Below are 14,283 nucleotides of genomic sequence, written 5' to 3'. Positions count from 1 at the left end.
GAAATAAGCACCGTAAAGGCAAAGTTCACCTTCACGGTGCTTATTTCATGTTATTGCTCGGCTCGCAACCCGGGGTGTTCACGCTCTTACCAAATATGCACTCTCTTATCCGGTGCCAACCACATACCGTCGCCTTCCTTAACATTGAAGGCGGTATAGAATTCATCCAAGTTCTGTGCCTGAACATTGGCACGCAACTTATGTGGTGCGTGGACGTCGATGCTCAACAACATTTGTTCATATTCTTGGCTGGCCTTCATGCACCAAACCTTAGCCCAGTTGGTGAAGAATTCCTTGCCAGAGAAACTGTCATCTTCCTTAGCCGCTTCCAACGCACAGCTCAGGCCACCTTGATCCGCAACGTTTTCAGAAACAACCAATTTACCGTTAACTTTTTGACCTGCAAAATCAAGACCGTTAAATTCGTCGATCATCGCTTGCGTCAGCCCTTGGAAGTGCTTCAAATCGGCTTCAGTCCACCAATTGTGCATGTTCCCGTACTCATCAAATTGAGCACCGTTATTATCAAAGGCATGTGAAATTTCATGTGCCATAACAGCACCGATCCCACCAAAGTTTTCAGAACTCGTTTGCTTCAAGCTGTAGAATGGTGCCTGCAGAATGGCAGCTGGGAACACGATGATGTTGTTCGATGGGTCGTAATAAGCGTTAACCATCGCTGGATCCATGTAGTTCCACATGGTCCGGTCAACTGGCTTATCGATATCATCAAAGTTAGCCTGAGCCGCAATCTTTGCAAAGTTCAATGCATTGCTGAATAAGGAGCCACCATCTGCTTCAGTCTTGACCACGAACTGTGCAAACACATGATCGATTTTGTCGGGGAAACCAACGTTTGGAATCAACGTGTTCAGCTTCAAAATAGCTTTGTCGCGCGTATCCTTGCTTAACCAGTCGTTGTTAGCCAAACGGTTTTTATAGACGTCAATCATCCGATGAACCATGTCCATAACATCATTCTTCGCCTTAGTACCGAAATACTTACGAGCGTAATAATCACCAACGACCATGTTGAATTGACTGTAGGCTAAGCGGTAAGCACCCTTTTGTTTGTCAGGTGCTTCCTTAGTTCCCGTCAGCGCACGGTTGTATTCACCGGCAATTACACGAGCATCGTCGGTTAAGTAGCCAGCCCAGTTGCGGACCACCTTAACTAGGTACCAGCTCTTTACCTCATCAAAATTATCAACTGTTACAAGACTGTCAAACTCTTCATAGAACTTAGGATCAGCAACGATAACGCGGTTAACCCGGTTATCAAGCGCTTCATCCACGTAAGTCTTTAAGTCCAGCACAGAACTGTGTTTACCAAACTCTGATAAATCTTGTGGGTTATACAGCTTAGGATAATCAGCCTTTTCTTCGCTACTCTTTTCGTGTTGGGCAAACTTCGCATCCAAAGCGATGGCTTTATCCAACGTTGTTTTGATCTCGTCATCACTAAAACCGGTAGCCTTGAACAACTTTGTCATCATGCCACGGAACGCTGCCATCAATTTAGGAGCGGCTTCATTGCCCTCCGCATAATAGGTTGTATCTGGTAGGATCAAACTTGGTGCGTCAACGTTTACAACACGATGTTTGGTATCCTTCATGTCAGGTTCAACATCGATTGGAACTAAGGCACCACTCCCCTGCTTAATAAAGGTCACTAACTGCTTTTGTAAGTCTTCAAAACTAGTTAAATCCTGAACCTGTTTTACCAGTGGCTTTAATGGCTCGAAACCAGCCTTGTCACGAGCTGCGTAATCACTAGCTTGGTGGTAGAAAGCAATGAAGTTAGCCAGTAAAACGTTGTTTGGTTCAACTTTGCCATCCAACATGTCGCCAAAGTCATTCATCAATGTCTTTTCAATGTTTTCAACTAAGTCCGCAAAACCACCAGTAGTGGGTTTGTCAGCTGGAATCTTGGCCGTTTTCAGCCAGTCACCATTAACGCCTAAATACAAATCATCTTTAACATCTGCAGTACCCTCGTCTGCGCTAGTGGCACCGCCGACTAATGCTGCAATGTGATTATTAACTGTCATATATACTGCCTCGTTTCATATTGATTAGAAAATGGTTAAAACTCTCATTTAGTATAGCAATTCTCTCACCTAAACAAAAGGGATTCCGGAAACTCAGCCGTAAATGTTTGTAATCTTTGTTTATTGTCGCTACACTGCTGTTATTGAAATTATTCCAGTTACAATTTAAGGAGGATTCTTATGAGTTCTGTATTTCTTGTTGGTGCACACGGTCATATTGGTCAACAGATTGTTGCTGACTTAGCTGACAAAGGCGTCACAGTCTTTGCTGGCATTCGTGACCTTGCACAGGCTGACGTATTCCCAGACAGTCAGTTTGTCCACCCAACCGCGTTTGATCTCAACGCACTACCAGATAAAATGGCTGAGCAGTTCAAGGCCACTGGCGTTGACACCATCGTCTTCTCTGCAGGTTCAGGCGGCAAAACTGGTGACGATCAAACCCTGATTGTTGATCTGGACGGTGCCGTGAAAACGATGGAAGCCGCTGAGCAGGCTGGCATCAAACGTTATATCATGGTCAGCTCTATCTTCAGCAATCACCGTGAAGCATGGGACGCAAGTGGCATCAAACCTTACATGATTGCCAAACGATACGCAGATGAGATGCTAAAGCAAACCAGTCTCGACTACACCATCATTCGCCCTGGATATTTAACTAATGACGCCGCTACCGGTGAAATCACCATTAACCCAGCTGACGAAAAAGGCGTTAAAATTCCCCGTGCAGACGTCGCTGCGACCATTACCGAGTTGATCGACGCTCCCGACACAATTCGTCAGTCCTATACGATTGGTTCCGGTGACACACCGATTGACCAGGCATTCTAAAAACATTCACACGAGATAACAAAACGACGCGCTGACCCCTTATTGGAGTTGGCGCGTCGTTTGCGGTAAACTGACGGTAATTTTTATAAAGGAGTGCGACGGACATGAAACGAACCATGTTTAAGCATCTGATCCGATTAACGCATCATTGACACGTTTATCAGCGTTTTATAAATCTCAAACGATTATTAATCATCAGCACCTTTCTAACCGACTTTTCAAACGCCACCCTTATTTTTCTATTTACTTTGATTATTGGTCAGCAAAAGTCTGCCTACTGGCTTAGCCTTCTCTGGACCAGCTATTACGGTGGTAGCTTTGTTAGCCACTTAGTGATGGTTAGTTATGTAGATCGCTTACCAAGCCGATTTCTAATGTTGGGGTCAGAGGTTTCTCGCTGGCTGATTGTCACTACGTTACTCGTTAATGGCAATTTCAATCGACCATTGTATCTTGTCATCATTGTCTGTCTCCTAGGCATTGTCGAGCCAATTTTCCACCCAGCAGAAGTCCGTTTGCTAACGGAAGTCTTTAGCCAAACGGAAATGGTTCAAATTAACGCAATGCTCGAGCTGTCAGACCAGTCCACCACGATTATCGGACCCTTCTTAGCCACGTTATTCACAACTTGGTTTAACGCTCGGTTTACGCTGACCGTAATGTCAGTTATCCTGTTTAGCTCTGTCATCATCGTATTAATGATGCCGGCGAGCACAACCAGCGAAAAAAGTATCTCAGTTGGCTCACTCCGAACCACCCTTAGCACTTTTATTCATTCATCAGCCTTACGCCACAGCGCCAGCCTTATGTTTTTACTGAATACGTTATTCATCGGTACCGTCATGCCAGTATTGCTTAAGTTCACCCAGCAATTAGGACCACATGCTAATTTTAACTACACGTTATTGACTGTCAGCCAGTCAATCGGACTCATCCTAATGGCTACGCACCTCGCCCGCAAGCCTGGACATCAGTCTAATCTGTTAAAGCGAAATTTATGGACTGTGTTGTTCATCGCGGGATTATTGGTTTTAATTAGCCTGACCACTAAGCTGTATTTGTTAATCCTGTGGTTCCTGCTAATCGGACTGTTTTCCGCCATCTTTGACGTTGAAAACAATCTGCTATTCCAAAATGCCAGCCCTCACAGTGAAATTGGGCGCATGTATGTTTTCAAAGGGTTGATAAACGTGGGCAGTGTGACATTAGGAACCATATTAGCTAGCGTTGTCCTAAACTGGCTATCGGTTCAGCAATTGTATTTTGTTTGCGCTAACTTTTTATTACTGGTTAGTTTTTCCCTACTGTTACACCATCCGTTCAAGTAAGATACTTTTTAACCGCTTGACGTCGATTGTTGGCAACATCTTGATAGCCTAATTCTTCGAACATCGAAATTCGGTGTTCGATTTTTTGTTTATTTTGACCGATATCTGTTCCGGCACGAGTGGCAATTAACTCGAGAAAAATTTCTGCATCTATCTGAAACGACAGACTGTGCGCGGCTTTTCCGTAAAACAAGGACTGGGTCGCATACTGCTTCGATAACCGGTCATCCCCATGGTCAAGCGCAATTTCCATTAAATTGTGAAAGAACAGCGCCACTTTAATCTTAAAATCGTGGAAGTGAACACGGCGTCCCTTCGTTACAAACTGATGGGCCAACATTTTGGCAACGTCATACTGGGCCAGAAAAATTGAGTTTGCCAGCAACCGAATTTCGTATTCGTGCCAATTTTGACATCCTAGTAAGTAATCAAAAATTGGTTGATAATCGTTTAAATTTACTGTCTGTGGGTGCAGTTCGAAGTTAACCAGCCCCAGCATATTTAATCGCTTCATACGTAAACGCAGATCGGACTTAGCCACATCATCCGTAAACACCTCGGTGAGGTAACGTTCCAACTCAGGCAACTTCTGCTCCGTTGATAAATGATTTGTGTGCTGAATGTAGGCTCTTCCCGGTTCGTCAGAAACGGCGCCAATCTCCGTTTGAAACTCTGTCAACGTGATATTTAAGCGCCGAAGCAGGCGCAACATTGTGTCATACGCTGGGTAATAATCACCATGTTCCAATTCAGATAGATGAGAACGTGACATAATACCTGTTGCCACTTCTCTTTGAGTCAGATTTTTATCGATACGTAACTGGCGAAGCACTTCACCGACTGTCATTGCGCGGCCTCCTTCATTCCTAACTAACACTTCAAATTATACGCAATGTCGAAATCAGAGACAAAAAATCTTCAATTTCCTCCCGCCGGCTACACTGAGAATTATTAATTCGAGGAGGCGAACAGAAATCATGAAGTCTTTAATTCAAACGGAGCCAATCACTCAGACACATCATTTTAGCTGGCCGTTGTTAACCAGTGCCATCATTTCTAAGCTTGGCAGTATTCTTTATACATTTGCGCTAAATTGGTATCTAATCAAACTTACCGGCAACGCGAGTGCCCTCAGCACAATCAACGCTGTCGCTGGGGTCGCAATGGTGGCAGGCAATCTCTTTTCCGGTCCTGTTGTCGATCAACACAATCGCCAGCGTTTATTGATCTGGTCAGACTTGCTCTCGGCGGTGGCCTGCATCACGGTTGCCCTGTTTATCAATACTCAACGGCCACAAATCGTCCTGCTCACTGTCATGTCGGGCATTTTAGCTTTCGTTTTCGCATTTAATTCGCCGTCAGTTAAAGCCATCACCCCAGAAATCATTGACAAAGATCACCTACCGCGGTTTAACGCGACCACAAACAGTACGTCTTACTTAATTAAACTCGTTGGGCCAGCCTTAGGCGGTCTGCTAATCGGTTTTAGTTTCATGAACCTCCGCGCCTTTATGTGGCTAAATGGTTGGTCATTTGTGTTCGCGGCAGTACTGGATGCGACATTGAGATACCGGTTTACCCCAACTCACGAAAAACAAAATTTCATTAACAGTTTGATCACCGGTTTCACCTACCTTAGGCAAACGCCGGCATTGCTGGATATCATAATTATCTGTGCATGGGTCAACTTCTTCTATGCCGGCCTAGATATTCTCCTGCCTTACCTGATTCATCATGTCTATCAACTACCTGCGATTAATTACAGCTGGCTGTTATTTGCCCAAGCGGCCGGTGGTATTTTATGCGGTTTGTGGGTCGGTAAACGAAATCGTGAAGCTAACTTGCGGCAGATGTTTGCCGACCTCGTTGGTGGCAGTGCGATTCTTGGAATTGCTGGATTTTGGACCAATTATTGGTTCCTGTTAGTGATCACATTTGTCTGTGAATTCATCATGGCCCGGTTCAACATCAATTTTTTTGCTTTTGTTCAAACGCATACTAACCGTGAATTTCTTGGTCGTGTTTTCAGCGCTGTCTTTTTAACCGTCTCATGTTTGGCACCACTTGGAAGTCTCCTCTTCGGTCAGATTATTAATCAAATCGGTAATTTCACCTTTTTACTTATCAGTTTAGGCACGATTGTTACGGCACTCATAACGCACTTATTTTTTAGAGAGAAGGAAACAAAATGAACGAAAATTATATACAAGGTTTACGTAAAATCATCGGCCATCAGCCACTTATCCTAGTCTTTGCTGGTGGCATCCTTAGAAATACTGACGGGGCCATCTTATTGCAGCAACGATCAGACTCACGACTGTGGGGGTTCCCCGGCGGCATGCTTCAGTACGGTGAATCAACTCGCCACGCTGTCATTCGAGAATTCCAAGAAGAAACTGGCCTCCTAACTAAAGTAACAGGACTGTTAGGCACCACTTCCGATTTCATCGCCCACTATCCCAATAGTGATGTGGCTCAGACAGTTGGCATCATTTTCGAAATGCAGCTAGTATCCGGTCAGCTTAATGCAGACAACGATGAGACCAACTCACTACGTTGGTTTTCGCTAAAAGATCATCCCCAATTGTTCAACAGTCAAGCTGAAATAATTTGGAAACATCTTCAACAATTCGACATTCCGTTTTATGATTAACGTGATTGGTCGGCACATTAAATTTCCGTCATCTATCTAATCGAAAAGGAGTGTTTGACATGGCAAATTATATTAAAGAGATTCGGTCGCTTACAGGCCATCGCCCATTAATTTTGAACTCCTCAACCGGGTGCTTGCTAAATGACCAACAACAAATTTTACTCCAAGAACGCGCAGATACTGGCGGCTGGTGTCTACCAGGCGGTTACTTGGAATTCGGCGAGTCGTACAAGGAAGCAATAGTGCGTGAATTTAAAGAAGACACCGGGCTATCGGTTACAGTGAACCAAACACTCGGTGTCTTCGATAAATATTTCTATACATACCCTAACGGCGATGAAACGCAAATCATTTCTACTTTGTTTGTTGTTAAAAAGGCCGGTGGACGCCTGCTAAATCAGGTAACCAACGAAACTACCGCGGTGCGCTTTTTCGATTTGGATAGCGCCCCAGCATTGTTTTTCAAACAAAGTCAGGACATGCTCGACTGCCTAAAACAGTGGATTGCCAAACAATAATTAGCCTTTGTTAGCTTTAAGTACATCGAAATCAGCATTCAGTAAGGTTCGCAACGTTTGCTCACCATCTGCACCCAACAATTCAATATACTGATCATTCAAAGTCGACCACATTTGCTTCAAGTCCGTTTGCAAATTCAGGCCGGCTTTCTGCTTGCCGCAATAATCATATCAATGACAGCACTCAAAGGTGTCGTAACAGGATCAATCGTTTTGGCGGCCACCCGTTGTGCGTAAGTCGTAATCGTGACAAACCCCATGGTCAAAATAACATCAGGATCCATCTCACGCAGTTCGCCGTCTTCAACGCCCTGCTTTAGCTCTTTGAAGATTTGGTCAAAGTTTAGTTCGGCTTCTTCCTGTGATAGGTCTAACGTTGCGAGCACAGGTGAGGCATTGAACTGCTGAATAAGCGCCATGTCATCAGGATCTTCGATAGCAAACTGATAAAGTGCCCGTGCAAACAGTGTTAGGTTTTCAATAGCACTGCCCTTTGGTGAATAATGAAACATTAAATAGTCACCAATGATCTGTTTACGGCTTAAAAAGGTTTGCTTGACGATATCTGCCTTGTCCTTAAAGTAGATATAAATATTAGATTGCGAAATGCCTGCCGCTTTCGCTACTTTGGTTAGGGTCACGCCGCTAATACCCTCTGAAATAATCATTTTTGTCGTCACGTCGAGGATATGCTGCCGACGATTTTCATCTTTTTCTCTCATGTTGCCACTATAAAAGAATTTAGATTCCTGGTCAAGATAAAAAGTCTTTTTAGATAAACGATTGACAAAGAATAAAAATTCTTTTATATTAAAACACGTTCAATTAAATCCAGTTACTCATTTATTTTTTTGCTTAATAAAAGAATTTATATTCCTTAAAGGAGATTATTAACATGACTAAACCCGTTGTGATCATTACTGGTGCATCCTCAGGCATGGGTGAATCGGCAGCCAAACAATTCTTTGACGCCGGTTATACTGTTTACGCTGGCGCCCGCCGCATTGAAAAAATGGCGCACTTGTCCAAATTAGGTATCCACACCTTTCGTTTGGACGTCACCGATTCCCAATCTAACCAGGCTTTTGTCGATCAGGTACTAAAAGACGCTGGTCGGATTGACATCCTAATTAATAACGCTGGCTATGGGTCTTTTGGCGCGCTGGAAGATGTCTCCCCCGAAGAAGCCAAGCAACAATTCGATGTGAATGTTTTTGGGGCCATGAACCTAACCCAACTGGTATTGCCAACGATGCGGGCTCAACATTCTGGCCGGATCATCAACAACTCCTCCATTGTTGGTCAAATTTATGCACCACTTGGTGGCTGGTACTTTGCTTCCAAACACGCTTTTGAGGCGCTCAGTGATTCACTCCGTTTAGAGGTCAAACAGTTCGGCATCGACGTTGTCATCACCGAACCCGGCGGTACCAATACTAACTGGCTGAAAATTTCCGCGGATCACCTCATCGCGGCTACACCTGCCAACTCAGCGTATCGCAAGATGGTCGATGCTTTTACCAGCGCAACACCAACTGGGCTAGAAACGGCGGATCAAATCGGCGCTTTAATGCTCAAAGTTGCTCAAATCAAACATCCTAAAACGCGTTATCAAGCCACAATGCACGACAAGTGGATGGTCATTGCCGCCCGCAAATTTTCTTACCGAATGTTTGACCGCATGGTAAGTGGCGGACTATAAAACAGGCTTCAAAATGCTGATATTAAAGAATTTATATCTTAATCAAAGCACCATGAAACCCTAACGAAAACAGCACGAAAACCTCATCAAAATTGAGCCATAAAAAAGAGCAGTCGTCTCATCTTTGGTAAGGTGACGATTGCTCATTTGTCGTTTCCACCACTGCTTTTGCGGATCGGCAGGGGTATCATTGACATGATGTTCTCTTAACATTGCAGTTATATCAAGTCCGCTAAAAGTTTGAACCAAAAAGTCCATCTACAGTGAAACGGGACAGCCACGCATCATGACTGCCCCGTTTTTTTCGCTTTATATTTTATAATTTATAAGTCCAAATTATCATAATTTTCACTCCACAAACAATGGGCAAACTTTTTCAAAAGTTAATACCGATTTTCCATCGTAAACGTAACCAAGTTTGCATCAGCCGCATTACGAAAACCAACTGCGGTGTAAAACCCGACGGTCTTCGGCTCGTTTTCAGTCAGCAAATGGACCTGCCCGATATTCTTCAGTCGCGCCATCGCTGTCATCATCAACTGTCGGCCGATACTCTGTCGTTGGTATTCAGGCAACACCAAAATATCTTGAATAAAGGCAATCGACACCTCATCGGTCACATAGCGCAGTAATCCCACGAGCTTTTCGCCATCAAACGCCGCAAGGTTGACTGAATGCGCAATCGCAGTCATCAGTGCTTGCGGATTTTGTGTATAAGCAATCCACCCGTTCGCTTTATACAGCGTTAAAACATCCTGTTCGTCCATCGTCGAAACGGTTTTAATATTAATCATTTAATTGTCCTCCACTTCGCTTAACGTCTCAGCAAAGTGCAGTCTTACGTTTGTCACACCCCATAGATGGTGACCTCCGAAATTCTTATTAATTGCATTATCGCCCAATCAGTTTATGCATGTCCACTAATTTAACGGATTAGGTAGCGCTAGTAATGTCGCTAATCCCAAACGTAGAGCCGTTTGTCGAGCCGAACGGCCCCAATCACGTTTATCATAGGCATTTGCGTGCGCTAACGAATCGGCCGTAAAGAAAAACTGACCAAAATCGACACCGCGAAATTGGGCGCAAGCGGCCAACGCAGCACACTCCATTTCCACCGTTTGGTAACCTGCGGCGCGGTATTGGTCGACCAACTTTTCGGTTTCGCGGAAATAACCGTCTGTCGTCCACGTGTTCACGCGGGTAATCGTCTCATGATGCTGACTGATAGTTGTCTCAATCGCCTGCTGCATCGCTGGGTTCAGCGTTACCGTCGTTTCTGCCGGTAGATAATGGTAGGAAGTGCCTTCATCGCGCAACGCATTCATTGGCAACAAGAAGGCGCCCTCCGCATGATCAGTCAACACACCGCAACTGCCCATACTGATAATTTGTTTAACACCGTGTCCAATCAAATAATCCAAAATCTGCGTCGCAGCGGGAGCTCCAAGTGGCGCCTGCATCACTGTCACCGGTTGCCCCTCAACCTCAATGCGTAAAATCGGAAATTCTCTTGTAATACAGCTAAACGTCCCCACCTCTACCGGATGATATGGCCGTAAAAACGTTACCAGGTCTGCAGTTTCTACAAATGCAAATAGACACTTCGTTTCCGCAATGATTTCGGGGTCTTCATGCGGATCGGTGACGCCCACCTGGTTTGTATCAAAGTTAAATAATGGTGATTCTGTCATCGGCCTCATCTCCTCATCAAATTTTAATGTTAAGATTACACTTAACTTAATTATTCGTCTACCCCGTTGCAACATTTTGATTGCAAGTTTGCAAACGGTCAGTAAACTAAAGGCAGAGTGTACAGATTCAACAAGCACTCACCAATCGGAGATTTGAAGAGAGACGGAGGTACAACATGGATTATCGAATTGCGGTGTTATCAGACAGTCATGGCAATGCATCGGCGTTGAGCGCTGCCCTCAGTGATGCGAAAAAGCACGGTGTCGATGAAGTGTGGTCACTGGGCGATATTGCGCTTGGCGGCGCGACATCAGCAGAATGTTATGACTTATTGGAACAAGTTGACGCTACTCAATACCTCATGGGCAACTGGGAAAGTGACTACAACTTTATCATGGGCAAACCAAAAAAAGGTGTGAACTTTGATGACCCCACCGATGTTTACTTCACCATTTTGGCCCAGTATGAGCACACTCGCTACACGCCTCAACGAGAAGCCCAATTACGAAGCCTGCCCATGACCGGCCGAAAGGTTATTGATAATCTTGTTTTCACGATGTCACATAATCTTCCGACTAAGAATCATGGTCACTCGCTATTTCCTACTGAGACCCAAACAAACTTCGACGTTCTAACCGAAAATAACCATGACGCAGATGTGGCCCTTTATGCGCACACACATACACCCGTTTGGCGATATACATCTAACGGTCAGATGGTATTGAATCCCGGTTCCATCGGCCAAATTTGGTTTACCCGGGATAAACTGTTGGCCAACCGTGCAGCCAGTTATCTATTGCTCACAATTTCAGAAAAAGGCATTGAAGATGTTGATTTTCGCCGTGTCTCGTATGATATGGACGGCGAACTGCAGCATGCCAAAGATTTACGCTTTCCATATGTCGATTTATACCAAAAACTGATGTTCACCGGACACGCCTCAACGCATGATGCCGCTACCCTAACTAAGGTCAACGCGGAACATCATTATCGTGAGCAGGCCATTGAATTTCTAAACAGTTTACCGACTCCTGAAAACCAGAACCATGCTGATGATATGCCAGGTAAAGGTAACCATTAAACAGATTTAAAACTTTCTTGATGAAAGGCGGCCATAACTATGAACGATGAAGAGCTAATTCAACTTGGCTTATCCGGCAAAGCGCCGTTAAAAGTAATTCTGGGCGGTTGGACCGAATTGAACCCAGATGGTCAAAAGGTCGGCGTGGTGGGTTTGCTTTATGTCACGACAGACGTTCAGCAAGCTCAACAACAACTTGCTCGCCTTCGCAAACAGAAGCCAGATCATTACTATATGGTTTACAGTGTGCCTTATGATACGGATTTATCGACCCTGTCCCATTGGCCAACCCTAGAAATTGACCCAGAAGATCTCTCCTAGTTTGTGCTACAGCTGGCGTTTCATGATCAGGTCACGTTGAACAGAGGAGCCAAGTTGGAATACGTGGTCGCCGACTGGCTGGAACCCGATTTTATGATAAAATTTGCGAGCTGCATCATTGTGTTCCCAAACGCCAAGCCAGAGCGCACGCTTGTGCAAATCTTTGGCAGTGGTAATCGCTTGATTGAATAATTGCGTGCCCAATCCGTGACGCTTAAACGTTGGCAGGATATAAATCCGCTGTATCTCTAACGTATCTGCCCCCATCTTCTCCGTTTGTGCCTCGCCAACATTTAATTTGAGATAACCTGCAACTGCTTGGTCTACTTTAATAAAGTAGAACCACGATTTTGGATTATTGATTTCTGTCAACAATTGATCGACTGAGTAAGCGCGGTCAAGATAGTTTTGTAAATCCGTCACACTATTTTCAGAGCCAAATGTATCTTGAAATGTTGCGCAGCTGACCTCACGTAGCGTTGTTACGTCTTGTGGTGTGACTGTTGTTATTTGTATTGTCATAAATCCTCCATGATTGTTAGTAATCTCGTGGGACGCCCGCTTTGACGGACTTCCAATCTTCGTTAACGTTAACGGTCATTCGTTCTAAAAGAGCTGCCAACTGTTGGGCCTCTGCTTTTGAAAAGCCTTGCAGGGCCTTGTCAGTCGAATACGCATTTTCACGTTTGAGTCGTGGATAAACGGCCGTTCCTTTTGCCGTTGGATAAAGTTCATAGTTTTTAAGGTTCGTTTCGCTGTGTTGGCGCGTGATGAAGCCATGGTTAACCAGCTTTTTTATCGCCTGTGATACCGTCGTGCGATCCACCATTACGAGTTCTGCCAACCGCCCCTGAATGATGCCGGGATTTTCGCAGATTCTCACAAGATACAGATACTGGCCTTTGGTAAGGTCGATGTTCTGGAAATCAATATTAGAAATCGCATCTAGTGCACGTGAAATTTTACCGATAGAACGTAATACATCTTCCATATTTCTCTCCTGTTAATTAGCTTGTTATGGAGATTATACAGTATTTTGTTGTGATTAAAACAAAATACTGTATAATATTTTCTTTTTTCTGACCTAAAAAAATATGGTAAACAAACATATCCAGATTGGAGCCATTAAATGTCGTTACCAGAATCAACGCAGCAGTTAATTATTCATTTTTGCCAAGCATATTGTCCTAATGAAACTGAAATTGTCCTAACCGGATCAACTGCACGTGGTGAAATGAGCACACACAGCGACATTGACCTACTTGTATTTAATCCAAATCATAACGAAACACAAATTGATGTTCCGTTTCAAGACCATCTTTTTCAAGTTAGCTACTTCAATGAAAATGACTCGTCGCTACCACAATCACCAAATGAGGCCTTTGATAAACGCTATTGGCTTGAAAATGTCATTATTCACGACAGAAATCTTCGCCTCACCAATTATCAAGCATCGGTTAACAAACGAATTAATCAATTTTCTAAGAACGACTATTCGCATACATTTATAAATACCGACCGTCGATTGCTCAATGTTTTAGCACAACAACCTGCAAGATCTTTTTCAGCCTATCAAACGGAATTATGGTTGGTCGGGCAATTAAATATGCAGTTTGCATTCATTAATGGTCGTAAACTGGGTAACCGGGCCGTCTTTGACACGGCCACGCATAATCCAGAACTAAATCAGTTAAACCAGCTCCTGGGCGCCACTAACGAAAAATGTTCTAGCCAGCTACTACTTGACGATTTTCAAATGCTACAGCATGCTTGTGGACCAAAATTGACACAACAATACAACGCCAAGACTCAGTTAACACTGTTAGCAGGAAAACTGAACCGTTATGCGGCTCAGCAAAACTTTGCGCTGATGCGTTACACAATGTGTGGAGAGATTTTATTCCTCTTTTTTGATTGTCTAAATGACGGTCAGACACTCGATGTCTTTTTAAATCAATTTTCTCAGCAATATTTAGCGTTGCTCAATCGAAATCATTTTCAGGCAACTACCAGTGAGCAACTGCAAACTTTTAGCCAAGACTACAATAAAGCACTCAAATCCCTCCTTTAACAATTTCCCAAAACAAACAACCGGTCAGCTAGCTC

Annotated in this window: 16 protein-coding genes; 9 read left to right on the top strand and 7 right to left on the bottom strand. The window is 44.0% G+C overall.

The window, feature by feature from the left end:
- Positions 1 to 86: 86 nt before the first annotated feature.
- Entirely contained in the window at positions 87 to 2,051 is a 1,965-nt protein-coding gene (locus tag LDK34_RS02575; RefSeq protein ID WP_225439115.1) for a M13 family metallopeptidase, read from the bottom strand.
- A 180-nt stretch (positions 2,052 to 2,231) separates the two neighbouring features.
- Here LDK34_RS02575 and LDK34_RS02570 point away from each other — a divergent pair, with 180 nt between their 5' ends.
- Both LDK34_RS02570 and LDK34_RS02565 read left to right on the top strand, forming a co-directional pair.
- Positions 2,232 to 2,882, top strand: coding sequence for an SDR family oxidoreductase (locus LDK34_RS02570; RefSeq protein ID WP_178943039.1), 651 nt, complete (start codon positions 2,232 to 2,234; stop codon positions 2,880 to 2,882).
- 170 nt (positions 2,883 to 3,052) lie between these two features.
- On the top strand, positions 3,053 to 4,210 hold the full coding sequence (locus LDK34_RS02565) for an MFS transporter (RefSeq protein ID WP_178943494.1): 1,158 nt from the start codon (positions 3,053 to 3,055) through the stop codon (positions 4,208 to 4,210).
- Here the strand turns inward: LDK34_RS02565 and LDK34_RS02560 are convergent.
- Positions 4,203 to 5,057 carry a helix-turn-helix domain-containing protein gene (locus tag LDK34_RS02560; protein WP_236941452.1) on the bottom strand — a complete coding sequence of 285 codons (855 nt, stop codon included), beginning with the start codon at positions 5,055 to 5,057 and terminating at the stop codon, positions 4,203 to 4,205. The genes LDK34_RS02565 and LDK34_RS02560 overlap by 8 nt on opposite strands.
- A gap of 130 nt (positions 5,058 to 5,187) precedes the next feature.
- Between LDK34_RS02560 and LDK34_RS02555 the strand changes: the two genes are divergently transcribed.
- From LDK34_RS02555 to LDK34_RS02545, 3 genes are read left to right on the top strand one after another with little or no spacing between them, the layout of a single operon-like run.
- Positions 5,188 to 6,402: an MFS transporter gene (locus LDK34_RS02555; protein WP_236941451.1), complete on the top strand. Its 1,215-nt coding sequence runs from the start codon at positions 5,188 to 5,190 to the stop codon at positions 6,400 to 6,402.
- Entirely contained in the window at positions 6,399 to 6,863 is a 465-nt protein-coding gene (locus tag LDK34_RS02550) for an NUDIX hydrolase (protein ID WP_178943042.1), read from the top strand. The genes LDK34_RS02555 and LDK34_RS02550 overlap by 4 nt, the downstream gene beginning before the upstream one ends.
- 59 nt (positions 6,864 to 6,922) lie before the next feature.
- Positions 6,923 to 7,381: an NUDIX hydrolase gene (locus LDK34_RS02545; RefSeq protein ID WP_178943043.1), complete on the top strand. Its 459-nt coding sequence runs from the start codon at positions 6,923 to 6,925 to the stop codon at positions 7,379 to 7,381.
- Between the two features lie 137 nt (positions 7,382 to 7,518).
- On the opposite strand, the gene LDK34_RS02540 is transcribed toward LDK34_RS02545, so the two are convergent.
- A complete protein-coding gene (locus LDK34_RS02540) occupies positions 7,519 to 8,103 on the bottom strand; it encodes a TetR/AcrR family transcriptional regulator (protein ID WP_178943044.1) in 585 nt (194 codons plus the stop codon).
- A 173-nt stretch (positions 8,104 to 8,276) separates the two neighbouring features.
- On the opposite strand from LDK34_RS02540, the gene LDK34_RS02535 reads away from it, so the two are divergent.
- Positions 8,277 to 9,083 (top strand): oxidoreductase, encoded by an 807-nt coding sequence (locus tag LDK34_RS02535; RefSeq protein WP_178943045.1) that lies wholly within the window; start codon positions 8,277 to 8,279, stop codon positions 9,081 to 9,083.
- Between the two features lie 383 nt (positions 9,084 to 9,466).
- Here LDK34_RS02535 and LDK34_RS02530 read toward each other — a convergent pair whose 3' ends face one another.
- Both LDK34_RS02530 and LDK34_RS02525 read right to left on the bottom strand, forming a co-directional pair.
- On the bottom strand, positions 9,467 to 9,877 hold the full coding sequence (locus LDK34_RS02530; protein WP_178943046.1) for a GNAT family N-acetyltransferase: 411 nt from the start codon (positions 9,875 to 9,877) through the stop codon (positions 9,467 to 9,469).
- A 126-nt stretch (positions 9,878 to 10,003) separates the two neighbouring features.
- Positions 10,004 to 10,774 (bottom strand): nucleoside phosphorylase, encoded by a 771-nt coding sequence (locus LDK34_RS02525; protein WP_178943047.1) that lies wholly within the window; start codon positions 10,772 to 10,774, stop codon positions 10,004 to 10,006.
- A 176-nt stretch (positions 10,775 to 10,950) separates the two neighbouring features.
- On the opposite strand from LDK34_RS02525, the gene LDK34_RS02520 reads away from it, so the two are divergent.
- Together LDK34_RS02520 and LDK34_RS02515 are read left to right on the top strand one after the other, a co-directional pair.
- Entirely contained in the window at positions 10,951 to 11,856 is a 906-nt protein-coding gene (locus LDK34_RS02520; RefSeq protein ID WP_178943048.1) for a metallophosphoesterase family protein, read from the top strand.
- Positions 11,857 to 11,895: 39 nt separating this feature from the next.
- On the top strand, positions 11,896 to 12,177 hold the full coding sequence (locus LDK34_RS02515) for a hypothetical protein (RefSeq protein ID WP_178943049.1): 282 nt from the start codon (positions 11,896 to 11,898) through the stop codon (positions 12,175 to 12,177).
- 6 nt (positions 12,178 to 12,183) lie between these two features.
- Here the strand turns inward: LDK34_RS02515 and LDK34_RS02510 are convergent, their stop codons facing one another.
- A complete protein-coding gene (locus LDK34_RS02510) occupies positions 12,184 to 12,699 on the bottom strand; it encodes a GNAT family N-acetyltransferase (RefSeq protein WP_178943050.1) in 516 nt (171 codons plus the stop codon).
- Between the two features lie 16 nt (positions 12,700 to 12,715).
- Complete coding sequence (locus LDK34_RS02505) at positions 12,716 to 13,168, bottom strand: MarR family winged helix-turn-helix transcriptional regulator (protein WP_236941450.1); 453 nt, start codon at positions 13,166 to 13,168, stop codon at positions 12,716 to 12,718.
- A 138-nt stretch (positions 13,169 to 13,306) separates the two neighbouring features.
- Here LDK34_RS02505 and LDK34_RS02500 point away from each other — a divergent pair, with 138 nt between their 5' ends.
- Positions 13,307 to 14,248, top strand: coding sequence for a nucleotidyltransferase domain-containing protein (locus LDK34_RS02500; RefSeq protein WP_178943052.1), 942 nt, complete (start codon positions 13,307 to 13,309; stop codon positions 14,246 to 14,248).
- Positions 14,249 to 14,283 lie beyond the last annotated feature (35 nt).

The organism is Furfurilactobacillus milii (assembly GCF_021654115.1).
Taxonomy (GTDB): Bacteria; Bacillota; Bacilli; order Lactobacillales; family Lactobacillaceae; genus Furfurilactobacillus; species Furfurilactobacillus milii.
The sequence above is the reverse complement of the archived record's forward strand: the minus strand, read 5'-3'. Positions and strand labels throughout refer to the sequence as shown.